The organism is Metabacillus niabensis (genome assembly GCF_902829255.1).
GTDB lineage: Bacteria > Bacillota > Bacilli > Bacillales > Bacillaceae > Metabacillus > Metabacillus niabensis.
Window position 1 is genome coordinate 1 of the sequence record NZ_CADEPK010000014.1, and the last position, 24,631, is coordinate 24,631.

Consider the following 24,631-nt stretch of genomic DNA (forward strand, 5'->3'; position numbering starts at 1 on the left):
CTCTTAAACCATACATAGAGAGATTAACTCATCTCATGAGTGGTAAATTAAGTAGGTAGGTATGAATTCAAAAAAATGTGTCATGAAACATATTTTAGGGTAACCTAATGCTGTACTTAAAGGAATTCTCTTACTAACTAAAAAAGTTAAGGTCATAAGAGGATAGTAGTATCATTTACAAAAACTACTTCTAATTATGCTCCGAAACAAACACTCTTAAATAAGGAAAGGAAGAGGTTATAAGATGGCTGCAAAAACTAAAAATGCTGTTGTTGACAGTAAAAAGCAGTTTGAAGCGATTTCTAAGCAGTTCGAAACGTTACAAATTTTAAATGAAGAGGGTAAAGTTGTAAACGAAGCAGCTATGCCTGATCTTACTGATGAACAATTAAAAGAATTAATGCGCCGTATGGTTTACACACGCATTTTAGACCAACGTTCAATTTCTTTAAACCGTCAAGGTCGTCTAGGTTTCTATGCACCAACTGCTGGTCAAGAAGCTTCTCAACTAGCATCACAATTTGCATTAGAAAAAGAAGACTGGATTTTACCTGGATATCGTGATGTTCCACAAATCATTTGGCATGGTCTTCCATTATATCAAGCATTCTTATTCTCAAGAGGACATTTCCACGGCAACCAAATGCCTGAAGGTGTAAATTGTCTTTCACCACAAATCATTATTGGTGCTCAATATATTCAAACAGCTGGTGTAGCTCTTGGATTGAAGAAAAAAGGCAAACAAGCTGTTGCAATCACTTATACTGGTGATGGTGGAGCATCTCAAGGTGACTTCTATGAAGGAATTAACTTTGCTGGTGCATTTAAAGCTCCTGCAATTTTCGTTGTACAAAATAACCGTTATGCAATTTCAACACCTGTAGAAAAACAATCTGCAGCACAAACAATTGCACAAAAAGCTGTTGCAGCTGGTATTGTTGGTGTTCAAGTTGATGGTATGGATCCGTTAGCTGTATATGCAGCTGTACGCGATGCTCGTGAACGTGCAATTAACGGAGAAGGTCCTACATTAATTGAAACACTTACTTTCCGTTACGGACCACATACAATGGCTGGTGATGATCCAACTCGTTACCGTACAAAAGAAACTGAAAATGAATGGGCAGCGAAAGACCCATTAGTACGTTTCCGTAAGTACCTTGAAGCTAAAGGTATTTGGAATGAAGAAGAAGAAAATAAAACAATTGAACAAGCTAAAGAAGATATTAAAGAAGCGATTCAAAAAGCTGATAAATATCCAAAACAAAAGGTTACTGACTTAATGGAAATTATGTACGAAGAAATGCCAGCTAACCTAAAAGAACAATATGAAATTTACAAAGAAAAGGAGTCGAAATAAGCCATGGCACAAATGACAATGATTCAGGCCATTACAGATGCTCTTCGCACAGAGCTAAAAAACGATGAAAACGTCCTCGTTTATGGAGAAGACGTTGGCTTAAATGGTGGCGTATTCCGTGCAACGGAAGGACTTCAAAAAGAATTTGGTGAAGATCGTGTATTCGATACTCCACTTGCTGAATCTGGTATTGGTGGTCTTACAGTTGGACTTGGTATTACTGGATTCCGTCCAGTAATGGAAATTCAATTCTTCGGATTTGTTTACGAAGTAATGGATTCATTAAGCGGACAATTAGCTCGTATGCGCTACCGTTCAGGTGGTCGTTGGAATGCACCAGTTACAATTCGTTCACCATTCGGTGGATTCGTACATACACCTGAATTGCATGCAGATAGCTTAGAAGGATTAGTTGCTCAACAACCTGGTTTGAAAGTTGTTATTCCTTCAACTCCATATGATGCAAAAGGATTGTTAATTTCTGCTATTCGCGACAATGACCCTGTTGTATTTTTAGAGCATATGAAATTATACCGCTCATTCCGTGAAGAAGTACCGGAAGAGGAATATACAATTGAAATTGGTAAGGCAGATGTTAAACGTGAAGGAACTGATTTATCAATCATTACTTATGGAGCAATGGTTCATGAGTCATTAAAAGCTGCTGAAGAATTAGAAAAAGAAGGAATTTCTGTAGAAGTTGTTGACCTTCGTACAATTAGTCCTTTAGATATTGATACAATTATTGCATCTGTTGAAAAGACTGGTCGCGCTATGGTTGTACAAGAAGCTCAAAAACAAGCTGGTATCGGTGCAAGCGTAGTTGCAGAAATTACTGAACGTGCAATTTTAAGCTTAGAAGCACCAGTTCTTCGCGTTGCAGCTCCTGATACTGTTTATGCATTTACAGAAGCAGAAAACGTTTGGTTACCAACATATAAAGATGTTATTGAAACAGCTAAGAAAGTTATGAACTTCTAATTTTAGAGTTATTAATCACTTTGCTTAATACAAATTTACTTTTAGTAAAAGCATAAAAAATAGCACTGCATGAATGAGAGATTTATCGACACTCATTTCATTCATGCATGTGTCTAAACGAATAATGTATTAAGCAATCATCTCACTTTATTACAACAAGGAGGTCGAATGATTTGGCATTCGAATTTAAACTGCCTGACATCGGAGAAGGTATTCATGAAGGTGAAATCGTTAAATGGTTTGTTAAACCAGGTGACAAAGTTGAAGAAGATGATGTACTAGCAGAAGTACAAAACGATAAAGCGGTTGTTGAAATCCCTTCACCTGTAAAAGGAACTGTAACAGAAGTAAATGTTGAAGAAGGTACAGTTGCTACAGTTGGTCAAACAATTATCACTTTTGATGCACCAGGATATGAAGATTTGAAATTTAAAGGTGACCATGGTGATGACGAGCCGAAAGAGGAAGTGAAGCAAGAAGCTGCTGCACCAGCTCCTGAGGCACAAGGTGCAACTGCTGAAGCTGAAGTTGATCCAAGCAAACGCGTTATTGCAATGCCTTCAGTTCGTAAATATGCTCGTGAAAAAGATGTTGATATTCGTCTTGTTTCAGGAACTGGTAAAAATGGACGTGTAATGAAAGCTGATATTGATGCATTCTTACAAGGTGGTACAGCACCAGCTGCTGCAACTGAAGCACCAGCTGCAAAAGAAGAAAAACAAGCTGCACCTGCTGCAATTGCTATTCCTGAAGGTGATTTACCAGAAACTCGTGAAAAAATGAGCCCAATCCGTCGTGCAATTGCAAAAGCGATGGTTAACTCTAAGCATACTGCTCCACACGTAACATTAATGGATGAAGTAGATGTTACAAAGCTTGTTGCACATCGTAAGCAATTCAAAGCTGTGGCTGCTGAGCAAGGTATTAAGTTAACTTATTTACCATATGTTGTTAAAGCTCTTACTTCAGCACTTAAAAAGTATCCTGTATTAAATACATCATTAGATGATTCTACAGATGAAGTTGTTCAAAAACATTACTACAACATTGGTATTGCTGCAGATACTGAAAAAGGTCTTCTTGTACCAGTTGTTAAAAATGCTGAGCGTAAATCTGTATTTGAAATTTCAGATGAAATTAACGGATTAGCGACAAAAGCACGTGATGGTAAGCTAGCTCCAAACGAAATGAAAGGTGCTTCTTGCACAATCTCTAATATTGGTTCAGCTGGTGGTCAATGGTTTACTCCAGTTATTAATCATCCTGAGGTTGCAATTTTAGGTATTGGTCGTATTGCTGAAAAACCAGTTGTTCGTGACGGAGAAATTGTCGTAGCTCCTGTTTTAGCTTTATCATTAAGCTTCGACCACAGAATGATCGATGGAGCAACAGCACAAAATGCTCTTAACCACATCAAGCGTTTACTAAATGATCCACAACTAATTTTAATGGAGGCGTAATCGATGGTAGTAGGTGATTTCCCAATTGAAACAGATACTCTTGTCATTGGAGCAGGTCCTGGCGGATATGTAGCTGCAATTCGTGCTGCACAATTAGGACAAAAAGTAACAGTTGTAGAAAAGGCTACTTTAGGTGGTGTATGTCTAAATGTTGGATGTATTCCTTCTAAAGCGTTAATTTCTGCTGGACACCGTTATGAGCATGCTAAACATTCAGAGCAATTTGGAATTAAAGCTGAGAACGTAACAGTTGACTTTTCTAAAGTGCAAGAATTCAAGCAAGGTGTTGTGAAGAAGCTTACAGGTGGAGTTGCTGGTTTACTTAAAGGTAATAAAGTAGATGTTGTATACGGAGAAGCATATTTCGTTGACAGTGAAACTGTAAAAGTTATGGACGAAAAAAGTTCTCAAACATATAAATTTAAAAATGTAATTATTGCAACAGGTTCACGTCCAGTTGAAATCCCAACATTTAAATTCTCTAAACGTGTTATCGATTCAACAGGTGCGTTAAATTTACCGGAAATTCCGAAAAAGCTTGTTGTTATCGGTGGTGGAGTAATTGGTATCGAGCTAGGTTCTGCATATGCTAACTTCGGTACTGAAGTTACATTTATTGAAGCTGCTGACGATATTTTAGTTGGCTTTGAAAAGCAAATGACTTCAATTGTTACTCGTAACCTTAAGAAAAAAGGCGCTGAAATTTTCACAAAAGCATCTGCTAAAAGTGTTGAAGAGTCTGAAACTGGCGTTAAAGTAACATTTGAAATCAATGGTGAAGAAAAAGTAGTTGAGGCTGATTACCTTTTAGTTTCTGTTGGTCGTCGTCCAAACACTGATGAGCTTGGTTTAGAACAAGTGGGTGTTGAAATGACTGAGAGAGGTATCATTAAAATTGACAAGCAATGTCGTACAAATGTACCTAACATTTATGCAATTGGTGATATCGTTGAAGGTCCTCAATTAGCTCATAAAGCTTCTTACGAAGGTAAAATCGCTGCAGAAGCAATTGCTGGAGAAAAAGCAGAAATTGATTATTTAGGAATTCCTGCGGTTGTATTCTCTGAGCCTGAATTGGCTACTGTTGGTTATACTGAAGCAAGTGCAAAAGCAGAAGGCATTGAAGTAGTTGCTGCGAAGTTCCCATTTGCTGCAAATGGTCGTGCGCTATCTTTAAATGACACTGATGGTTTCTTGAAACTTGTTACTCGTAAAGAGGATGGATTAGTGATCGGTGCACAAATTGCTGGTCCAAGTGCATCTGATATGATTTCAGAGTTAAGCTTAGCAATCGAAGCTGGAATGACTGCTGAGGATATTGCGATGACGATTCATGCTCACCCAACATTAGGTGAGATTACAATGGAAGCTGCTGAAGTTGCTATCGGTAGTCCTATCCATATTGTAAAATAATTTATAAAATAAAACTATTCCTTGTTATTCAAGGGATAGTTTTTTTAGCTCTATATAAAAAGGAGATTGCAGTTTGAACTGTAATCTCCTTTTTTAAATAGGTTTGATAGGTTTGTTGATTTCCACTTGAGGCTTTCGTGTTTCGCTGGGGTAGTGCGAGAGCAAGAGTCTATGGGCTCCGGTCTCCCTTTGCTATACGCACGCCTCTCTAAGGCCGGAGTCATATAACATCATCAACTACAATCAGCAAACTCTTTAAGCTAGTCTTTAAATCAGAAATATAAAAGTATTTGGCTTCCGTAGTACTCAACTAAAGTTTTTAAAAGATACTGCATCAAAGCTGCCTTGAAGTTAATTCCAATTCTAATAATGATAATGTTTATATGCTAGTTCTCCACAAATGAACTACTAGCTTTTTATTAACATTACATGATATAAGAGAATCTAGCATATATGTATTATATTTAGAACACTTAAACATTTTGTTAGACTCCGTTTAAGCTTTTGCTTCTAGCTTCCATTTTTTGATAATGCCTGAACAATTGGATTTATAATTTCTTCCTCTGTTTCAACATATCCTTCTATTTTTGCGACCACTTCCTCGTTTTCATTGATAACAATAAGGGAAGGATAGACGTCAATATTATATTTCCATTCAAGGCTTTTTTTAGAGGCGAATTCTATATTATATCGTTCTGGAAAATCTTTTTTAATCTTTAGTAAAGCATTATAATATACTTCTTCTTTTTTCACGTCTTTATTATCAGAAAAAAATAATAATTGAATATCTTCATTTGAGTTATCTTCAGGAATTGTATTAGGAAAAAGTTGATTTTCACATGAAGAAAGTAGTATGACTGGTATAATGAAGGCAATGAGTATTGAGCGTTTCATCCTTGCCCACCTCTTTTATTTATTCTCACATTAGGTCTTATTCAGTGTAAAATTCCAAGTCTAAATAGCTAAAAACGATTCTTCTCTGTTAAATTAAACCTATTTTATCATAAATATTGGATTTTCCTCCTATTGTCACCTAATTGTTACATAATTGAAAAATTACCCGGTAGGCTATTATTGAATTGATACTAGACTGAAACAATGGATGTTTTTAGAAGAAAATGAATAGACTTTTATAAGTGATAGGAAGGGGAGAAGGTGATGTGAAATTATGTTCCAGTATTTATTGTTATCATCTTATTCTATGGAGTAGTTATTCTTTTGTGTCGTGGTTATCAAAAAAGGATAGTCTTATCTCGAAAACAATCCTCTTAACAATTTTTTTCTATTTAGCTTATTTAATTGCATTTACACTAATAAAGTCTAAAAGAGATGCAATTGTTATAACGTTGGTGAGTTTATCAATATTTATGCTTTGTTTACAAATTATCCTCCACTTATTTATTAAATAGTTAGAAAGAGAATTTCTATAAAGTTTATATTTTCTCACCAATTTTTATCTTGTCCTCAAATTAATGAGAAAAACTCTTTAAATATGTTATATAAATATGTTCTTAGTAAGTTTCGAAGGTCATATTATTAGGTATAACACTTCGTTAAACGCTTTCATTTATATTGAAAGTGAATATATGATTGAAAGGGGTATGGGCATGTGTACAATTGTATGTCAAAACTGTAACTCTACAATCGGCCATCTTGATGGGGAGAAAGTCACAACGTTATATGGAAAATGTGATCATCACGAATGTAGGAATGAAAGTCGGAAATCAGTGAATTAATAGTTAAATGCTGTACCTCAAATAAAAAATGTGAGGAAAATTTCCTCACATTTTTTGCTTTACAATACACTGATTGAAAGCTTGTTTATTTAATTGCCCGATGTTCTTTTATTACCCTGATTGTTTTTAAAGAAGGATCTTCTGGACCTTGAACTGGTAATCCAACCTCAAGGTTTTTCTTAATATATGTTAGATTATCTTCTGAAATAATCTCACCTGGAATAAAAATCGGTATTCCTGGTGGATAAACCATAATAAACTCGGCTATGATTCTACCCGCAGAATCATTAAAATCAACAACCTCTGTTTCAGAATAAAAAGCATCACGAGGCGTTAAAGCTAAAACAGGGATATCTGGTAATAAAATGTGAGATTTTTCATTTGATATATTGTTGTTTTTATGAACAGTAGTCGAAAGCTCCTTAAGTGCATGGACTAATGTATCAACATCTTCTTTTGTATCACCTGGTGTTATGATACAAAGAATATTATAGAGATCTGATAATTCAACTTCAATTTGATAATTGTTCCGTAACCAATTCTCTACATCGTAACCGGAAATCCCTAATTTATAAACTGGTATGATTAATTTTGTAGGGTCATAATCAAAGGTTGCTTTTGTACCTAATATTTCTTTTCCAACACAATATATGTCATCAATTTCATTAATTTTCTCTCGAGTGTAATTAGCTAATTGAATCGTTCTCTCAATTAATTCATGACCTTTCGTTGCTAACTGTTTTCTTGCAACATCGAGTGATGCTAATAATAGATAAGATGTAGATGTTGTTGTTAACATGCTCAAAATAGATTGTACTCGTTGTGGGGAAACTAATCCCTTTTTTACATTTAATACGGAGCTCTGAGTCATTGAGCCACCTAACTTATGAACACTAGTTGCCGCAATATCTGCTCCCGCCTGCATTGCACTCATCGGTAAATCTTCATGGAAATGAATATGTACTCCATGTGCTTCATCAACTAAAACAGGAACATTATATGAATGGGCAATCTCAACAATTTTTTTTAAATCTGCAGAGATTCCAAAATAAGTTGGATTAATTACTAGAACCCCTTTTGCGTCAGGATTTTGTTCTAATGCTTTTGCTACAGCATCTATCGTAATTCCATGTGAAATTCCTAATTCTTTATCGATTTCTGGATGGATAAATATAGGGATTGCACCTGAAAAGACGATAGCACTCATAATGGATTTATGAACATTTCTAGGAACAATGATTTTATCACCAGGTCCACATACGGCCATAACCATCGTCATAATTGCTCCGCTGGTCCCTTGTACTGAAAAGTATGTATAGTCAGCACCAAACGCCTCAGCTGCAAGCTCCTGAGCCTTTTTAATGATCCCTTTTGGAGCATGTAAGTCATCCAAAGGTCCGATGTTGATTAAATCAATTGATAATGCATTTTCACCGATAAATTGTCGAAACTCTGGTTCAATGCCAGCTCCCTTTTTATGGCCTGGTATATGGAATTGAATAGGATTTTTTTTTGCATGTTCAACAAGACCAGTGAACAATGGTGTTTCATTCTGTGACAAAGTTTTTCCACCTTCTTTTTAGTAATCATTTCATCTATTTTTTAGGACAAACTAACGGCATCTTATGAATTTTAGGTTCAAAAAATACATTTATTATGATTGCCTAAATATCTAAATGGCTGCCTGACCTGTTATAGCATAATTCACAATTTGTTTTATAAAAAACAAAAGAATTATACCGTTATCAATAAGGACAGTCAATAAAAATAAATTGATAGTACTATTGTTTTACAAACTGACAACTCCCATTCATCGTAAAAAACGCTTAAATTTGTATTCTCTTTACTTGCTTTGATAAAATAATGAAAGTGAAATGCTAAGGATGGAGTGAGTATAGATGGATTATCAATATCCAATTTCTTTCGAATGGAGTACAGAGGAAACAGTTGATGTTATCCAATTTTTTCAATGTATCGAACAAGCATATGAAAAAGGAATTGAAAGAAAAAGTTTAATGGAAGCATATCGTAGATTTAAGGAGATTGTTCCAAGTAAAGCAGAAGAAAAAACGATTGGAAATGAGTTTGAGCAAGTAAGTGGTTACTCAATTTATCGAGTCATAAAGAAAATGAAGGATGACGTCAATGATAGCGAGACTATTAAAATGTAATAGGATATGAGAGAAGTTTTTTAGCCTACTCCTTTTAAGTTTCAAGTCACTCATGAACACTTTTTTTTCTATACATGAGTGACTTATTTTATACCTTAGGTTTATAGTAATAATTAATGATATGACATCTTATATAGTGGAATTAGAGTATGAAACGTTTCTCTAATATAAGCAAGTAATTTTTCTCCATCACGTAGCAGTTCATCATTAGCTGGAATGTGACGTCCTATTAAAAATTCTGCTTTTTTTACATCTCTAAAACGCTCTAAAGCACCCTTTAAATCGATTTCTGTAATTGGCTTAGCATCTTTTTTAGTATGGTCAAGTGACACATAGTAATCATCTGGAACAAGTTTAGAAATTGTATTTAAGTTTTCTAAAAAGTTTCCAGCCATTTCCTCTTTATTTGGTAATTCGTAGATATAAGCTAACCAGACGAAAAGATGATCATCGAATAAGCCAACTTGAAAATGTGGATGTTGTTTATAGCCTCGTTTATTATCTGCAATTGCCAGCCAAGTATCTTTTGGCGGGTTTATCGTTCTTCGGGCATGCTTCGCAATATGAAGAAACATTTCTTTTTGTAATGAAGCTGATAAGTCATCTGTTAAAATTTGACCAATTTCTTTAAACTTTGGTTGAATTCTTTCCCTTATTGCTTCCATTCGGTCTTCTAACCCATCTATTGTAAAGGTTTCAAAATCTTTTTCAGTAAAGCCGGTAAAATTCACGTAATGATTCCTCCTGTTTGTTTTCTCTATTCTACTATTATATATCGACAAGCTTCTTTTCGATAGTAATATGTACTTTTAACAAATATGATTCATTTTGACATAGGCTGTTAGGTGGATACACAATTTCATACTCATAGTTCCAACTGATTTTCCTTTTACATACTATATAAAAAAACAATAGTATCCTAATTAATGAATTCTTGAGACAACTGAATGGTGACAAAAAAATTAAAGTTGGATAGAAAGGGGCGGTAAACAAATGAAACAAATTGTGAAAACGAGTGGTCAAAAAACCAACAACAATCGTATTGGGGTGTTAAGACTCGAACTTGATTATGAATTAGCCACCCTTTATGAAGCTATGCAGAATAAAGATGTAAAGAAAAAAATAGAATGTAAGCAAAAATTGGAAAAACTTCGAAAAGAGTGGATGAAGCTCCAAGCTTAGCTGTTGGAGCTGAAATGAAGCTACAAACGAACCTAATCAGGGTTCGTTTTTATCTGCGTTTAGCAAATGGTCTTGCTTGCTTTCCGTCCTTTCTTTTAATACAGTATTCTTATAAATGAAAAAGTGATATATAAAAAGAAAAGAGGTTGTTGCATGACAAATTGGAAGGATATAGATCAAAAAGCAAAGCAATGGATAATAGAGGCTGGAGAAAAAATTCGGCATTCATTTGATTCATCTCTTTCCATTCAATACAAATCAAACCCAAATGATTTAGTAACGAACATGGATAAAGAAATTGAGCAATTTTTTATAAGTAGGATTCAAGAGACCTATCCAGAACATCGAATTTTAGGTGAAGAAGGTTATGGTGATGAAGTGTCATCAATGGATGGAGTTCTTTGGATTATTGATCCGATTGATGGAACGATGAATTTTGTTCATCAACAGCGCAACTTTGCCATATCAATTGGAATCTATGGTGACGGAGTGGGTTACATAGGTTTAATTTATGATGTCGTACATAATGAATTGTATCATGCGTTTAAAGGTGAAGGCGCTTTTATGAATGATATTCCTTTACCAAAACTTGATAAAGTAGAGATAGAAAAAGCAATTTTAGGAATCAATCCTGTATGGGTAACTGAAAATCCGCGAATCGATTATCAACTAATTGTACCAATTGTTAAAAAGGTAAGAGGCACTCGCTCATATGGCTCCGCTGCTCTTGAATGTGCTTACGTTGCTGCTGGTCGATTAGATGGTTACATGACTATGAGACTCGCACCTTGGGATTTTGCGGCAGGTTTAGTATTAATTGAAGAAGTCGGAGGAAGTATTTCAACGATGACTGGAGAGAAGCTTGATATTTTAACAAAAACCTCGTTCTTCGTAGGTGAAAAACATCTTCACAAGCATATTATTGAGGAATATTTAAACAAATGATGAATTCTCAATCTTTTTCTTGGAAAAAGCTTGAAATAGAAAAGGATGTACATTTTTTTTATGAGCTAGTAAAGGCAAGTCCCGAATGGAGCAAAGAAGAATGTGTTCCTGAACAACTAGAAACATATCTCTCAAATTATAGTATGTATAATGGAGTTTGGCAGGTTTGGGAGCTTGATGGAGACTTAGTTGGGATTTGCTATGTATTGGAGTGGTCACCTTCAAATGAAAAGCCTTGGCTTGGAACAATTCTTATTCATCCATCATTTAGAGGGCAAGGTTTTGCCAAAAAACTAATTGCGATGATTGGGGAGGAATTAAAAGCGAGGGGCCATAAAGCGCTATTTGCTGCGTGTCCTTCAAATCAAAGTTCTTGGTTGTTATTTCTTGGGAAATGTGGCTTTGAGCAATATAAATTTGAAATTGATGACCAGACTTCTCAACAATATATACTTACAGTGAAGCCTTTATGAAGATTGTTAATCCTTAAATAAGGAGGTCTCTCAAGGACTATTCAATTAAGGATTAACAATCTTATTTTCACTCTAATATTCCTTTTTCTCTCATTCTTTTTTTTTAGGATAAATCCAAATGCCATAACTGCATTTAATAATACGATTGAGAGAAGGACTCCGAGTAGACTCCGTTCACCAACTGCAATTCCAATCCCGATCATAGATAAAGCTGCAACACATGCTAAAACTAGAAAAATCCACTTGCCAATTTTCATAAAAACTTCACTCTCCTAAGTTGTGAAGAAAAAATTATCGTATCTTAATATATAGTTTACATAAAAACATATCACTTTTCTACATTGTTTGTGGTATAATACCAAGGTAATTTTTATTTATTTTTAAATCAATTAGAATACTGCGAAAAGACTTACCGTATTACTTGTCAAAAGTATGGAAAACCTTTAAGTAGATCCTATTTGAATATACATTTTGGGAGATGAAAGAGTGAAATTACGAAACGATATTCGCAACATAGCTATTATTGCCCACGTAGACCATGGGAAAACAACTTTGGTTGACCAGCTTTTACACCAATCTGGTACATTTCGTTCGAATGAACAAGTAGCAGAACGTGCAATGGATTCCAATGATTTGGAACGTGAACGCGGGATTACGATTTTAGCAAAAAATACAGCAATTAATTATAAAGATACTCGTATCAATATCATGGATACTCCAGGACATGCGGACTTCGGTGGCGAAGTTGAACGGATTATGAAAATGGTTGATGGGGTTCTATTAGTTGTTGATGCATATGAAGGTTGTATGCCACAAACACGCTTTGTGTTGAAAAAAGCACTAGAGCAAAATTTAACTCCAATTGTTGTTGTAAACAAAATTGACCGTGATTTTGCCCGCCCGTCAGAAGTAGTTGATGAAGTTCTTGATTTATTTATTGAATTAGATGCAAATGAAGATCAACTAGAATTTCCAGTTGTTTTTGCATCAGCTATTAATGGTACAGCTAGTACAAGTCCAGATCCTGCAGATCAAGAAGAAAATATGGCATCACTATTTGATGCAATCGTTGAGCACATTCCTGCTCCAATTGATAATAGAGAAGAACATCTACAATTCCAAGTAGCTCTACTTGATTATAATGATTATGTAGGACGAATTGGTATCGGTCGTGTTTTCCGTGGAACGATGCATGTAGGTCAGCAAGTAGCATTAATGAAGATTGATGGTTCTGTTAAAAACTTCCGAGTGACAAAATTATTCGGATTCCAAGGACTTAAACGTATTGAAATTCAAGAAGCTGTTGCTGGGGATTTAGTTGCAGTTTCAGGTATGGAAGATATAAACGTTGGGGAAACAGTGTGTCCTGTTGAGCATCAAGAAGCTTTACCGATTTTACGTATAGACGAGCCTACATTACAAATGACCTTTGCAGTAAATAATAGTCCATTTGCTGGTCGTGAAGGTAAATTCGTGACAGCTCGTAAAATTGAAGAAAGATTATTATCACAATTACAAACTGACGTAAGCTTACGAGTTGAGCCAACGGATTCCCCTGATGCATGGATCGTATCAGGACGTGGTGAGCTTCACCTTTCAATTTTAATTGAAAATATGCGTCGCGAAGGCTACGAGCTTCAAGTTTCAAAGCCTGAAGTAATTGTAAAAGAAATTGACGGTGTTCGTTGTGAACCTGTTGAACGAGTTCAAATCGATGTACCTGAGGAGCATACTGGTGGTGTAATGGAATCAATCGGTGCTCGAAAAGGTGAAATGATTGATATGATTAATAACGGGAACGGGCAAGTTCGCTTAATTTTTAATGTTCCTGCTCGTGGGTTAATAGGTTACTCAACAGAATTTATGTCATTAACACGTGGCTTCGGTATCATTAATCATACATTTGATAGCTATCAGCCGATGCAGCCAGGAAAAGTTGGTGGACGCAGACAAGGTGTTCTTGTTTCAATGGAAAACGGAAAATCAACAACATATGGTATTCAAGGTGTTGAAGACCGTGGTGTGATATTTGTTGAAGCCGGTGTTGATGTTTATGAAGGTATGATCGTTGGGGAACATACACGTGAAAACGACTTAGTTGTTAACATTTGTAAAATGAAACAACAAACGAATATTCGTTCAGCTACAAAAGACCAAACAAATACAATGAAAAAACCTCGTATAATGTCGTTAGAGGAAGCGTTAGAGTATTTAAACGAGGACGAATATTGTGAATTAACCCCTGAGTCCATTAGACTTAGAAAGAAAATACTAGATAAAAATGAACGTGAAAAAGCAGCGAAAAAGAAAAAGTTAGCAGGAATTTAACGATTTCTTTGAATAGAGTGCACATAGTAAACTAATCTTGCTTACTATATTCACTGCTGATAATTAATTGTGCAGAAGGCTGATTCAACTATAGAAAGTTATCTTAATGTTACGTGTCTAGTCCAATAGACAATAATAATTTTTGAAGATAATTTTAGATGAATCAGCCATTTTTTTAGGTTGATTTTATCGTTTTTATAAAATGTGATGAGAATAAGGAGGGGGAAAGGTGGAAATAGAAGAAAGATTATCATTTTTTCCTAGTTTGTATAAAGTTACCGAAAATCCAGACTTAGGAATGTGGCTGTTATATATCACAATTTTTCTGTTATCAGTGGTTGTTTATAAACTGGGATTTGCCAAAAAGCTTCCGATATTAAAATCCCTTATCATTTACATATTTCTCGCATTAGGATGTACAGTGCTCACTTTTTTAGGTATCTTTTTACCGATAGCTGAAGGGTTAGTTGTCGCTGCATTAATCTTAATCATTTACAAAATTAGACTTTATCAATCAAAAAAACAAGATGCAAAAGAGGCATAAGAAAAGCTGTCTTAACATTTGTCCTTTAAGTAGGTCATAAGTTAAGGCAGCTTTTTATTGTTGCAAATTGATAGCTTTCTTTTAAGGGTATCTTTAAAAGAGAAAGAATTTTATCCATAAATTAATTCGCAAAAGACTAATTTCACAAATAGCTTAAAGAAAGTCTAATGAATTTAAGTTACCATGAGTCTTCCGTTTTTTTATCTTGATAAAGCCTAAATTTTCCAGTTGCGATACGAGCGTTTGTTTTCGCTTCAATTCGTTCATTACATTCTCTACACATATATGTATGGATGGGACGATTTATTAATCGTTTTGCCATTAATGTTTCATCTTCAATATTTTCAACTTTATCACAAATTACACACTTTACCTTCATTCGACACCTCAAACCTTTTACAATTTTTTAGTCGTACGTTTTATTAAGTATATCATGTTAGAGGTTAAATAATGAAGAACCTAAGAAAAAATGAATGTGACTTGTGATTAATTTGGAGAGTGAATGAAGGGATGAAAGGCCCAATTTGATAATTAGTATAATAACAGTTTAAGGAGGCATTCTTAATTGAAAGGTGTTCAATCCTCTTTAGGCACTAAATGGGAGCATACAATTTTTTATCTCCCAAATTTAGTGTTGCTTGAGGTTAGCTTCTTTCAGATTGCCTCCTTATCTCTTTGTCTTAACGGTGCTTCTGATTATTTGATTGATCCTGCTGCTCTTCTTCTATTTTTTTCTCATTTTTGTTATTTAATTGATCGTCATTTGTTTCAGTTGGTTGTTTTTGTTGATTATCAAGTGCATCATTAGGTATTTCAGGTATAACGCGCCCGACAATTGCTGCAAGCTCATCTAATATGCCAACAATTGGTCTACCTTCTTGTATTTCTCTTCCCATTTCACGAAGGCGTGCGTTTGTATCTGCATCTGCGATTACGACAGCATTTGCACCATAGGGGTCATGCCTTAAGCTTTCCGAAACTGTATATTTTATTGATTCAACTTTATTTCGATCCAAATTTGAATTTACATCAATGCCAACAACAGCAAAATCCCCTAATACAACAGCAGTAGCATCATTGACCTCTGGTATTCTGTTAGCCAAATTAACAAGGTGCTTCGAGATTTCTTGTCCAGTTTTTCGGTCTATATTATTTTCATCTACACTGTTTTTTACTTTAATTGGTGTCCCGTTATTAAGTGAGTCGTCAGTATTGGGTGCACCTTGATTTACATTACAACCAGTAAGAGCAAGGGTTAGTAGTAGTAAAGCAAAATAAATTATTTTCATGAAATCACTCCTTAATTCCGCAATTGAATCCATTTAAAGAACATTCATTGCAGTTTTTTTCCTTGCTTTTTAATTTTATTGTCTAATAAACCTTCTATCTTTATTCATCCTTTCATATATTTTAGCAACGCTTCATTCACAGCTTGACTTTTTTACGAACTAATTGTTTCACTCCATAAAAAAATAGCACGGAGTAGGAGGCGGAGTTTTGAGGAAGATTTATGTACTAGACACGAATGTTTTATTGCAAGACCCAAATTCAATCTTTTCCTTTGAAGAAAATGAAGTAATTATTCCTGCAGTTGTTTTAGAGGAAGTAGATTCAAAAAAAAGGTACATGGATGAAATTGGAAGGAATGCTAGACAAGTATCAAAACTAATCGATCAATTAAGAGAATCTGGAAAGCTCCATGAAAAAATTCCGTTGCCAAATGGTGGTTCACTCAGAATTGAATTAAATCACCGTTCTTTTCAACAACTTCAAGAAATATTTGTTGAAAAAACAAATGATAACAGAATTCTAGCTGTTGCAAAAAATTTATCCTTGGAGGAGCAGACAAAGGAAAATGGCCGAGCTGTAATCTTAGTAAGCAAGGACACGCTCGTTAGGGTTAAGGCAGACGCTATTGGCCTTATAGCCGAGGATTTTCTAAGTGATCGAGTAGTCGAAATTGACCATATATACACTGGATTTCTTGATTTGTATATTAGTAGCGATAATTTAAATCGGTTTTATGAAAAGAACGAACTTATTCTTTCGGAAATAACAAACCATCCATTTTATCCAAATCAATTCGTTATTATGAAGGATGCATTAGGTGGTTCATCATCAGCAATTGGTAAGGTTGATCAATCAGGTAAAAAGATTCAAAGGCTCGTTTTTGACCATGACCATATTTGGGGAATAAGACCGAGAAATGTCCAACAAACAATGGCATTTGAGCTGCTTTTAAGGGCGGATGTTCCATTAGTAACCCTTATTGGTAAAGCTGGTACTGGAAAAACATTATTAGCTCTTGCAGCAGGTCTTATGCAGACGGAGGATTTAGGAACTTATAAAAAGCTGTTAGTCGCAAGACCAATCGTGCCGGTTGGAAAGGACCTTGGATTTTTGCCTGGTGAAAAGGAAGAAAAATTAAGACCTTGGATGCAGCCAATTTACGATAATTTGGAATATCTATTCAATACTAAAAAACCGGGAGAATTAGATGCGATTTTAGCGGGTATGGGGTCGATTGAGGTTGAAGCTTTAACATATATTCGAGGGCGTAGTATCCCTGAACAAATTATTCTTATAGATGAAGCACAAAACTTAACAAAGCATGAAGTGAAAACAATTCTTACAAGGGTTGGTGAACGGAGTAAAATTGTCTTAATGGGTGATCCAGAACAAATTGACCATCCATATCTTGATGAATACAATAATGGCTTAACATATGTTGTTGAGAAATTTAAGGATCAACCAATTGCTGGACATGTAAGACTTGTTAAGGGTGAACGGTCAGGGTTAGCACAACTAGCAGCTGACATACTTTAAGAAAGCCAAGGGGGATTTATGAAGCCCCCTTTTAAGGTCTATACTTAGACATATTTAAGGGGGCTTTATTAGATACTTAAACGACAACAATTTCCTTTACATTTTTTATTGGGTTTGAATAATTTGAACCATCTCCATAATAAATATGTATTGGACCATCTTCTTTTAGAGGTTTTCCATTAATACTAAACCCAAGAACAACATTAAGAGCTTCTTCAATTGATAATGAAATATTTCCTTCTTTCGTCACAAAATTGACAGTTGTGGCATCTTCAAAAATAACAGCGTTTTCAAGGAACGGCTTTAATGGTATACCGAAAGTACCATTTAGCACTTTTTGTTTTTCATAGATTTTTTCAGTTTTAAGTGTAGGGGGATGAATGGCTCCCTCTCTAATTTCACGTTCCCAATGTTTTGAAGTTGCCTTCGTGTATTCTTCAATTTCATCTATTGTTGCAGCTTCTTCTGTGAAATACGTTGTTAAATCAACCTTTCTGTCATCGAAGATCCAAACACCGGGATCTAATGTAATTTGAAATTGAACATTACCTTTAATCATTACGATTGATTCCATAAACGACACTCCTTTATAACGCAAGTATAACCTTTTTTATCACAAATTGTCACATAATATTAATTAGAAACTATCATCAAAAATCTGTGTATTTTTTACGAAAAATCGAAGTTTATATTGATTGTCCTTGCTTTTTCAATGATTTGGTTATAATATTAAATCATAAGTAGAGGGTAATCGCTCGGAAACGGAGGGATTCATTTGGCGTCTGAGATTGCTATTAATCATCGTGAAAAAGCACTTGCGTTACTTAGGGCAGATGCTGAAAAAATCATGAAATTAATAAAAGTCCAAATGGACAATTTAACAATGCCTCAGTGTCCTCTTTATGAAGAGGTTTTAGATACACAAATGTTCGGTTTATCTAGAGAAATTGACTTCGCGGTACGATTAGGCTTAGTTGAGGAACGTGAAGGAAAAGAATTGCTAGATACACTCGAAAGGGAGCTCTCAGCTCTACATGATGCATTTACAGGCAAATAATGAACAAAACTCAAACTAACTAGGTAGTAAGTTTGAGTTTTTTTATTTCTCTATCAGTTTTTAAAGGAAATTAACTTTTTTAGAGCGAAGATATAGTAAAATAAAAGCAACGTACGAATAATGACAGTAGTAAGGAAGAGATATTATGGTAAAGAAAATTCTAAAATCTTATGATTATTCATTAATACTAGCGATCATTTTACTTTGCGCGTTTGGCCTTGTAATGGTCTATAGCTCAAGTATGATTACAGCTGTTGCTCGATGGGGATATGAACCAGATCACTTTTTTCAAAGGCAAAAGCTTGCATTAATAGCTGGAGGCCTTGTCTTCTTAGTTATGATGATATTTCCCTACCGCGCGTTTTTAAATAAAACGATTTTGAAAATAATCGTTTTTGGCTCCATTTTATTACTTGGTTCATTATTTTTTATTGGACATGCTGCAGGAAATGCGCAAAGCTGGATCAAGCTTGGTGGAATGAACATACAACCAGGTGAATTTGTAAAATTAAGTGTAATTATTTACCTTGCTGCCGTCTATGATAAGAAACAATCATATTTAAATGAATTTAGCAGAGGGGTTTTACCACCGCTTATTTTTACAGGGATTATCTGTACGTTTGTTATCATTCAGCCCGATTTCGGTACAGCCTTTATTATTAGTATGATTGCTGTTTGTATGATTTTATGTTCTGGAATGGGAATGAAGAATATTCTAAAGCTCGTTTCGCTTGTCTTTATTTTTGGAGGAATGATGGTTGGCTTCTTACTGATTAGGGGAGTTAACCTATTTAGTCAAGAACAGTTAAGCCGTTTTAGCGGTGTTATTGATCCGTTTGGAGATGTGCAAGGTGATGGTTATCAACTAGTTAATTCTTTCTATGCAATAGGAGCTGGAGGCTTAAAAGGTTTAGGGTTAGGACAGAGTGTCCAAAAATATGGCTATTTACCTGAATCGCATACTGATTTTATTATGGCGATTATTGCAGAGGAATTAGGGATTTTAGGTGTAATCTTTGTATTAGTTCTCCTCACATTTGTTATTTTAAAAGGGTTCCAAATCGCGAGAAAATGCCAGGATCCTTTTGGAACTCTTCTTGCTGTAGGTATTTCAAGTATGATAGCAATTCAAGCTTTAATTAATTTAGGGGGTCTAACAGGCTTAATCCCTATAACTGGTGTCCCACTACCATTTATCAGCTACGGTGGTTCTTCGATATTGCTTTTACTTTTATCGATGGGCTTATTAGTAAATGTGTCAATGTTTACAAATTATCGTGATACATATCAAAAACCGAAAGTAAAAGAGGAAAATAAAAAGCCAACAATCGTAGAGCCAATTCAACATAGACATCATCGAAATCATCGACGAAACTCTTCGTTTAGATAAAAATAGTTTTTGACAACGAGGTATTCGCTTTCCGCTGAGGTCTGGGCCCCTACTCGAAGTAAGCTTCTGTAGGGGCTCCTGTTGATTGGATTCTCTAAGCAGGAGTCTCATGCCTACAGATCCATCAACAATAATCTTAAAAGCTTAAAAAAAAAAGCAGGAACCTTTTAAATTTGGTTCCTGCTTTTTTAAACATTTAATTGTACTTAGAGCGACCAACTAGTAGTAGAAAATAACTTAGAAGGCCGAATAGACATGAGATAATTAATGCATGAGCTAAAGCAATATAAAGATTTAATCCGGAAACAACTGTTAAAGCACCTGAAATTACTTGTAAGCAGATTAATATAAAGGCAATTATCCAGCCCCAATAAATAACTTTTTGATGCTTATGATATTTTATAGCTCTCCATGTTACGTAGGCTATCCAAATGAAGATTAATGCCGCAGCAGCCCGATGTCCCATTTGAATCCATTCATGCAATGTAGTTGGCATCCCGCTAGCCCGTCTGCTACATAGAGGCCAATCTGGACATGCTAGGCTGGCTTCTTTATGTCTTACATAAGCGCCTGTATAAACGACTAAGTAGGAATAAATAGTAATCCCAATCATATGAAACTTCATCTGATTATTAATTACGAGAGAACTTGCTTCAAACTTTTTATCCACTTCGAATATTAGCAATGTTAACAGTAAAACAGAAGCAAAGGAGATTAATGATATCCCGAAATGCAAAGCCATAACTGCATCTGATGAACCCCACATTACGGCTGCTGCACCGATCAGTGCCTGCAAAATGAGGAACAAAACAGACAAAATGGCTAAAAATTTCGTTTCTCTAATATGACCGATTTTTTTCCAGGCCCAAATTGCGAGAATGACTACTGTTATTCCTGCGAGCCCACTTACAAGTCTATGGCTTAATTCGATGACTAACTCAAAGGTAATTTCACTAGGTACAAATTCACCATGACATAAAGGCCATGATTTTCCGCAGCCATCTCCAGACTCCGTTTTTGTAACAAGAGCTCCCCCAAGTAGAACTAATAACATAATGATTGTCGTAAACACGGCAAACCATTTTAGTGCACGTTGCAAAATATGTTCACCTTCTTAATAACTTTATTAGAAAATTAATAGTAAATACTCATCGTATAGTACACAATGCTATAAGTTAGGTTTATAAGCAACTGATGTTTTTAAACAACTCTATGTTAAAGATTAATGTAGATTTTAAAGCACTTTGTTAGTTGGAATAAAAACAAGATACTCCTACAAGCTCATTAAGACAGGAGAGCAATTTAAAGTTACAGAAGCAGCAATAAGGAAAATTTTTTGTCATATCATGAGAGAGCCAAACAAAAGTATAAATTCTTATTTTAAAGCGGGTGACTCTGAATCTTTTGAGTCACCCGCTTTCATTTATTATCGTAACGGAGGAATGTAATGATTAAGCCTTAAAATTCCAATTAAGTGTTGATAGTATAAATCAATTTCTGAAAAAATCGTTGAAGGTTTTACATCGAGTTCAATGATGTCCATTTGTAAATAAGTTGCAAGTTCTTTAAAAAGGTCGTATCGTTTATTTTCTTTCACATGTGGATTCGGGATCCCCTCTCGACATATATATAATGCTTGGAAATCACCTGGATTTGTTGGCTGCATTGCAACAACTAAAGATGAAACTGGATTATTATTCACCTCGGTATGTAGTACTAAAAGTCTTGAAACTCTATGTTTATTGGCTTTGGCTGTTTCAAGTAATTCATAAATGTCTGAATACCCTTCACCTATTTCGATAAATCGTTGAATCATCGAAACTCCCCCTTGAAAAAATTTTTTCTCTCTTAGTTATTTTGTAAATTTGTACAATATGTCATGTGAATTCGATACTCACTATACCATGTCCAATGGTTGCATGTGAAGATAAGATATCGTAATAGAAAGAAAAAAACCCTACAGATATTTTCTGTAGGGTCCTTCATAACCTTTTATTACGTAAAGGTTGAAGGCAAAGGGAGAGGAGAAACCGGAGGAAGAACTTATGGGGAAACGTAAGTCTTCTCCGCGGTTGGCAACAACATCAACGAATCGATGTTGTTACTATTCATTATCACCAAATGCTCTCACCATATACATGAAAAACAAGAAAATTTTCTCTTACAGTAAAACTGTTTGTCGAAATATTGTATCATCATATTTTGCTATGGTAGGATAGAGTGTATCAATTTTTTTAAGATAACCAATCATAAATTGAAATGATAAAGCTGTGGTGAAAAGATGAGAGTAGTTTCTGGTAATTTTAAAGGAAGACAATTAAAGGCAGTGCCTGGAATGACAACAAGACCAACAACAGATAAGGTCAAGGAAGCAATATTTAATATGGTAGGACCTTATTTTGACGGTGGTCTAGCATTAGACTTATTTGCGGGAAGTGGCGGTTTAGGAATTGAATCGTTAAGCCGTGGGATTGACAAATGTATTTTTGTTGACAGAGAAATAAAAGCAATACAAACAATACATAAAAACCTTGAAGCATGTCGTGCCGAGCAATTAGCCGAGGTGTATCGTAACGATGCAGATAGGGCATTAAAAGCAATTATAAAAAGACAACTTCAATTTAAATTAATCTTTTTAGATCCGCCGTATAAGCTTCAGAAACTGGAAGCGCTTATAAAAACGATGAGTGATCATAATTTAATACTAGATAACGGGTATATTGTGGCAGAGCATGGGAACGAATTTGTATTACCTCATGAAATTGGTGAATATATCCAAGTGAAACACGAAACATATGGAATAAGTTCAATAACAGTTTACGGACTGAATAATCAGGAGACGGGGGAGTAAGATGGGAAATATAGCAGTTTGCCCTGGCAGTTTTGACCCAATTACAAATGGCCATTTAGATATTATTAAGCGTGGTGCAAAAGTATTTGATAAAGTTTATGTTTGTGTTCTAAATAATTCGTCGAAGCAACCTTTATTTAGTGTAGAGGAGCGTTGTGATTTAATTAAGGAAGTAACGAGCCATATTCCAAATGTGGTTGTTGAAAGTTATAAAGGACTGCTTATGGACTATGCAAATGAGAAAAATGCACAGGCGATTCTTAGGGGGTTAAGAGCTGTTTCGGATTTTGAGTATGAAATGCAAATCACCTCAATGAATCGGGTATTAGATGATACTATTGAAACATTTTTCATGATGACAAATAATCAATATTCATTTTTAAGTTCAAGCATTGTTAAGGAAATAGCAAAATACAAGGGCGATATTTCTGAATTAGTTCCAAATGCTGTTGAAAGAGCTTTAAAACATAAATTTATGGTGGAATGAGGTACATATATTTTCGAAATACACGGACGTTATTAGTAAAAAGAGGGTGACTCAAAGGGTTTAGACTCCTCTACAAACACGGGTAAATAGTAAACTTGTGTATGAGGCGTCTGAACCTTTAGTATTGAGCCACCCTCTATTCATTATTTAGATAAATCTTGATAAAATTTCGTTTATCGTTAAGTTGTTCTTGTGAATACATATCGTTTTCCGTATAAATAAATATAAATTACGTTATAAGCGGTCCGAAATGTAATAGTGCATTCCAATACTTTTCTGCCCAGTCTGGCGTTTGTATGATGGAAAAGACAGGTAAAACAGCTTGGTTTGACGATTGCAAATCTGTATACAAAGGTTTAAATAAAAGGAAAACAATAATAGATGAATAGATTCCATGTAAAATCCTAGCTAGGAAAAATGGTTGAAATCGAATATCTGTTTCAGCTAGTATGCTTGCAACCTGTGCTTGAACGGATAATCCTCCGAAAGCTAAAATAAAGCTTGCAATCATCATTTTATCTAATAAGCTTGCTGATGTTTCGCTAACGAATTGATTACCTAATGTTATTTCAAAAATACCAGTAATAAGTGGGATACTTAAATCTTTGGTTATTTGCAATAATGCTAACCCACCTGAAATGATTTGAGCGAATAAATCAGTCAAATGAATAATGGATAGTATTTTATTAAATACAGAAAACAGAATAATAAATCCACCGATCATTAATAATGTTTGAATTGAGGTGATAACTGCATCCCCAAGCATTTTACCAATCGGCCTTGATTCTTTAATTCTAGTTTTATGTAACTCACGAAGTGCTTCTTTTAATGGTGGAAATATTTTTCTCTTACCTCTTTGTGATGATGCTTCTCGTCCACCGTAAAATCTCATTGTTAAGCCAACACATAAATTCCCTAAATAATGTGCTGCTGCGAGCAATATGCCTAATGAAGCGTCATGGAAAAATCCAACTGCTACTGCACCAAAAATAAATAACGGATTTGAGGAGCTAGTAAATGATACAAGTCTTTCTGCTTCGATTTTAGAAATTTGTTTTTCTTGTCTTATTCTAGCCGTTAGCTTTGCTCCTGCAGGATTTCCAGAAGCCATCCCCATAGCCCACACGAAACCTCCAACACCAGGTACGCGAAAGATCGGTCTCATAAGAGGCTCTAATAAAACTCCAATAAATTTGACAACTCCAAATCCAATAAGGAGCTCTGAGGCTATAAAAAATGGTAATAATGAAGGAAAAACAACCTCCCACCAGATGGATAGTCCTCTACTGGAAGCTTCAAGGGACTCTTTTGGATTCATGATGATTGCAATTGTTAAGCCACCTATAAATACTGCAATAAGAATGGTTTTGAATTTTGAAAGACTCAAAATGTAATGCCTCCTATATAAACTGTTCAAATGAAATAAA

26 protein-coding genes are annotated in these 24,631 nt (G+C 35.0%); 16 read left to right on the top strand and 10 right to left on the bottom strand.

All coding sequences use genetic code 11. From position 1 onward, the window contains the following. Positions 1-244: 244 nt before the first annotated feature. From pdhA to lpdA, 4 genes are all read left to right on the top strand, one after another. Positions 245-1,360, top strand: a complete 1,116-nt coding sequence (pdhA, locus tag HU235_RS03430) for a pyruvate dehydrogenase (acetyl-transferring) E1 component subunit alpha (protein WP_095298971.1) — start codon at positions 245-247, stop codon at positions 1,358-1,360. Positions 1,361-1,363: 3 nt separating this feature from the next. Continuing rightward, positions 1,364-2,341, top strand: coding sequence for an alpha-ketoacid dehydrogenase subunit beta (locus HU235_RS03435; protein WP_095298969.1), 978 nt, complete (start codon positions 1,364-1,366; stop codon positions 2,339-2,341). Between the two features lie 173 nt (positions 2,342-2,514). Continuing rightward, positions 2,515-3,801, top strand: coding sequence for a dihydrolipoamide acetyltransferase family protein (locus HU235_RS03440; protein ID WP_095298967.1), 1,287 nt, complete (start codon positions 2,515-2,517; stop codon positions 3,799-3,801). Positions 3,802-3,804: 3 nt separating this feature from the next. Continuing rightward, positions 3,805-5,214 (top strand): dihydrolipoyl dehydrogenase, encoded by a 1,410-nt coding sequence (lpdA, locus tag HU235_RS03445; protein WP_095298965.1) that lies wholly within the window; start codon positions 3,805-3,807, stop codon positions 5,212-5,214. Positions 5,215-5,724: 510 nt separating this feature from the next. Here the strand turns inward: lpdA and HU235_RS03450 are convergent. Then, the gene (locus tag HU235_RS03450; protein WP_174879348.1) at positions 5,725-6,108 is read right to left on the bottom strand and encodes a hypothetical protein; all 384 of its coding nucleotides are present in this window, start codon (positions 6,106-6,108) and stop codon (positions 5,725-5,727) included. A 713-nt stretch (positions 6,109-6,821) separates the two neighbouring features. On the opposite strand from HU235_RS03450, the gene HU235_RS03455 reads away from it, so the two are divergent. Further along, on the top strand, positions 6,822-6,950 hold the full coding sequence (locus HU235_RS03455; RefSeq protein ID WP_095298962.1) for a GapA-binding peptide SR1P: 129 nt from the start codon (positions 6,822-6,824) through the stop codon (positions 6,948-6,950). Positions 6,951-7,035: 85 nt separating this feature from the next. Here HU235_RS03455 and HU235_RS03460 read toward each other — a convergent pair whose 3' ends face one another. Then, on the bottom strand, positions 7,036-8,511 hold the full coding sequence (locus HU235_RS03460) for an aminotransferase class I/II-fold pyridoxal phosphate-dependent enzyme (protein ID WP_174879349.1): 1,476 nt from the start codon (positions 8,509-8,511) through the stop codon (positions 7,036-7,038). Between the two features lie 337 nt (positions 8,512-8,848). Here HU235_RS03460 and HU235_RS03465 point away from each other — a divergent pair, with 337 nt between their 5' ends. Beyond that, positions 8,849-9,121 carry a UPF0223 family protein gene (locus HU235_RS03465; RefSeq protein WP_095298958.1) on the top strand — a complete coding sequence of 91 codons (273 nt, stop codon included), beginning with the start codon at positions 8,849-8,851 and terminating at the stop codon, positions 9,119-9,121. A 113-nt stretch (positions 9,122-9,234) separates the two neighbouring features. On the opposite strand, the gene HU235_RS03470 is transcribed toward HU235_RS03465, so the two are convergent. Then, complete coding sequence (locus tag HU235_RS03470) at positions 9,235-9,852, bottom strand: YktB family protein (protein ID WP_095298956.1); 618 nt, start codon at positions 9,850-9,852, stop codon at positions 9,235-9,237. A gap of 262 nt (positions 9,853-10,114) precedes the next feature. Between HU235_RS03470 and HU235_RS03475 the strand changes: the two genes are divergently transcribed. The 3 genes from HU235_RS03475 (at position 10,115) to HU235_RS03485 (ending at position 11,721) form a co-directional block, all read left to right on the top strand. Then, complete coding sequence (locus tag HU235_RS03475; protein ID WP_095298954.1) at positions 10,115-10,303, top strand: hypothetical protein; 189 nt, start codon at positions 10,115-10,117, stop codon at positions 10,301-10,303. Between the two features lie 153 nt (positions 10,304-10,456). Next, complete coding sequence (locus HU235_RS03480; RefSeq protein ID WP_095298952.1) at positions 10,457-11,248, top strand: inositol monophosphatase family protein; 792 nt, start codon at positions 10,457-10,459, stop codon at positions 11,246-11,248. Then, positions 11,245-11,721: a GNAT family N-acetyltransferase gene (locus HU235_RS03485; protein ID WP_233452123.1), complete on the top strand. Its 477-nt coding sequence runs from the start codon at positions 11,245-11,247 to the stop codon at positions 11,719-11,721. The genes HU235_RS03480 and HU235_RS03485 overlap by 4 nt, the downstream gene beginning before the upstream one ends. A gap of 41 nt (positions 11,722-11,762) precedes the next feature. On the opposite strand, the gene HU235_RS03490 is transcribed toward HU235_RS03485, so the two are convergent. Continuing rightward, complete coding sequence (locus HU235_RS03490; RefSeq protein WP_174879350.1) at positions 11,763-11,978, bottom strand: YlaF family protein; 216 nt, start codon at positions 11,976-11,978, stop codon at positions 11,763-11,765. Between the two features lie 229 nt (positions 11,979-12,207). Between HU235_RS03490 and typA the strand changes: the two genes are divergently transcribed. After that, a complete protein-coding gene (typA, locus tag HU235_RS03495) occupies positions 12,208-14,049 on the top strand; it encodes a translational GTPase TypA (RefSeq protein WP_095298948.1) in 1,842 nt (613 codons plus the stop codon). A gap of 229 nt (positions 14,050-14,278) precedes the next feature. After that, positions 14,279-14,593 carry a YlaH-like family protein gene (locus HU235_RS03500; RefSeq protein ID WP_095298947.1) on the top strand — a complete coding sequence of 105 codons (315 nt, stop codon included), beginning with the start codon at positions 14,279-14,281 and terminating at the stop codon, positions 14,591-14,593. Between the two features lie 178 nt (positions 14,594-14,771). Here HU235_RS03500 and HU235_RS03505 read toward each other — a convergent pair whose 3' ends face one another. Next, positions 14,772-14,972, bottom strand: coding sequence for a YlaI family protein (locus HU235_RS03505; protein ID WP_174879351.1), 201 nt, complete (start codon positions 14,970-14,972; stop codon positions 14,772-14,774). Positions 14,973-15,273: 301 nt separating this feature from the next. Further along, complete coding sequence (locus HU235_RS03510; RefSeq protein ID WP_095298943.1) at positions 15,274-15,882, bottom strand: YhcN/YlaJ family sporulation lipoprotein; 609 nt, start codon at positions 15,880-15,882, stop codon at positions 15,274-15,276. A 208-nt stretch (positions 15,883-16,090) separates the two neighbouring features. On the opposite strand from HU235_RS03510, the gene HU235_RS03515 reads away from it, so the two are divergent. Continuing rightward, positions 16,091-17,419 carry a PhoH family protein gene (locus HU235_RS03515; RefSeq protein ID WP_095298942.1) on the top strand — a complete coding sequence of 443 codons (1,329 nt, stop codon included), beginning with the start codon at positions 16,091-16,093 and terminating at the stop codon, positions 17,417-17,419. A 76-nt stretch (positions 17,420-17,495) separates the two neighbouring features. On the opposite strand, the gene HU235_RS03520 is transcribed toward HU235_RS03515, so the two are convergent. Next, positions 17,496-17,993 (bottom strand): peptidyl-prolyl cis-trans isomerase, encoded by a 498-nt coding sequence (locus tag HU235_RS03520; protein ID WP_174879352.1) that lies wholly within the window; start codon positions 17,991-17,993, stop codon positions 17,496-17,498. Between the two features lie 201 nt (positions 17,994-18,194). On the opposite strand from HU235_RS03520, the gene HU235_RS03525 reads away from it, so the two are divergent. Further along, positions 18,195-18,476 (top strand): YlaN family protein, encoded by a 282-nt coding sequence (locus tag HU235_RS03525; protein WP_095298938.1) that lies wholly within the window; start codon positions 18,195-18,197, stop codon positions 18,474-18,476. A gap of 145 nt (positions 18,477-18,621) precedes the next feature. After that, positions 18,622-19,866 (top strand): FtsW/RodA/SpoVE family cell cycle protein, encoded by a 1,245-nt coding sequence (locus HU235_RS03530; protein WP_174879353.1) that lies wholly within the window; start codon positions 18,622-18,624, stop codon positions 19,864-19,866. 196 nt (positions 19,867-20,062) lie between these two features. Here the strand turns inward: HU235_RS03530 and HU235_RS03535 are convergent, their stop codons facing one another. After that, positions 20,063-20,965, bottom strand: coding sequence for a COX15/CtaA family protein (locus HU235_RS03535; RefSeq protein WP_095298934.1), 903 nt, complete (start codon positions 20,963-20,965; stop codon positions 20,063-20,065). A 327-nt stretch (positions 20,966-21,292) separates the two neighbouring features. After that, positions 21,293-21,682, bottom strand: coding sequence for a DUF7147 family protein (locus HU235_RS03540; RefSeq protein WP_174879354.1), 390 nt, complete (start codon positions 21,680-21,682; stop codon positions 21,293-21,295). Between the two features lie 465 nt (positions 21,683-22,147). Between HU235_RS03540 and rsmD the strand changes: the two genes are divergently transcribed. Both rsmD and coaD read left to right on the top strand, forming a co-directional pair. Beyond that, positions 22,148-22,717: a 16S rRNA (guanine(966)-N(2))-methyltransferase RsmD gene (gene rsmD / locus HU235_RS03545; RefSeq protein ID WP_174879355.1), complete on the top strand. Its 570-nt coding sequence runs from the start codon at positions 22,148-22,150 to the stop codon at positions 22,715-22,717. Between the two features lies 1 nt (position 22,718). Next, positions 22,719-23,204 (top strand): pantetheine-phosphate adenylyltransferase, encoded by a 486-nt coding sequence (gene coaD, locus HU235_RS03550; RefSeq protein WP_095298902.1) that lies wholly within the window; start codon positions 22,719-22,721, stop codon positions 23,202-23,204. Positions 23,205-23,433: 229 nt separating this feature from the next. Here the strand turns inward: coaD and ylbJ are convergent, their stop codons facing one another. Next, entirely contained in the window at positions 23,434-24,591 is a 1,158-nt protein-coding gene (gene ylbJ / locus HU235_RS03555) for a sporulation integral membrane protein YlbJ (protein WP_174879356.1), read from the bottom strand. Positions 24,592-24,631: the final 40 nt, after the last annotated feature.

Coding starts and splice junctions, on each gene's coding strand:
- pdhA (WP_095298971.1), top strand. CDS start 245: ATGGCTGCAAAAACTAAAAATGCTGTTGTTGACAGTAAAAAGCAGTTT.
- HU235_RS03435 (WP_095298969.1), top strand. CDS start 1,364: ATGGCACAAATGACAATGATTCAGGCCATTACAGATGCTCTTCGCACA.
- lpdA (WP_095298965.1), top strand. CDS start 3,805: ATGGTAGTAGGTGATTTCCCAATTGAAACAGATACTCTTGTCATTGGA.
- HU235_RS03450 (WP_174879348.1), bottom strand. CDS start 6,108: ATGAAACGCTCAATACTCATTGCCTTCATTATACCAGTCATACTACTT.
- HU235_RS03455 (WP_095298962.1), top strand. CDS start 6,822: ATGTGTACAATTGTATGTCAAAACTGTAACTCTACAATCGGCCATCTT.
- HU235_RS03465 (WP_095298958.1), top strand. CDS start 8,849: ATGGATTATCAATATCCAATTTCTTTCGAATGGAGTACAGAGGAAACA.
- HU235_RS03475 (WP_095298954.1), top strand. CDS start 10,115: ATGAAACAAATTGTGAAAACGAGTGGTCAAAAAACCAACAACAATCGT.
- HU235_RS03480 (WP_095298952.1), top strand. CDS start 10,457: ATGACAAATTGGAAGGATATAGATCAAAAAGCAAAGCAATGGATAATA.
- HU235_RS03485 (WP_233452123.1), top strand. CDS start 11,245: ATGATGAATTCTCAATCTTTTTCTTGGAAAAAGCTTGAAATAGAAAAG.
- HU235_RS03490 (WP_174879350.1), bottom strand. CDS start 11,978: ATGAAAATTGGCAAGTGGATTTTTCTAGTTTTAGCATGTGTTGCAGCT.
- HU235_RS03505 (WP_174879351.1), bottom strand. CDS start 14,972: ATGAAGGTAAAGTGTGTAATTTGTGATAAAGTTGAAAATATTGAAGAT.
- HU235_RS03510 (WP_095298943.1), bottom strand. CDS start 15,882: ATGAAAATAATTTATTTTGCTTTACTACTACTAACCCTTGCTCTTACT.
- HU235_RS03520 (WP_174879352.1), bottom strand. CDS start 17,993: ATGGAATCAATCGTAATGATTAAAGGTAATGTTCAATTTCAAATTACA.
- HU235_RS03530 (WP_174879353.1), top strand. CDS start 18,622: ATGGTAAAGAAAATTCTAAAATCTTATGATTATTCATTAATACTAGCG.
- HU235_RS03540 (WP_174879354.1), bottom strand. CDS start 21,682: ATGATTCAACGATTTATCGAAATAGGTGAAGGGTATTCAGACATTTAT.
- rsmD (WP_174879355.1), top strand. CDS start 22,148: ATGAGAGTAGTTTCTGGTAATTTTAAAGGAAGACAATTAAAGGCAGTG.
- coaD (WP_095298902.1), top strand. CDS start 22,719: ATGGGAAATATAGCAGTTTGCCCTGGCAGTTTTGACCCAATTACAAAT.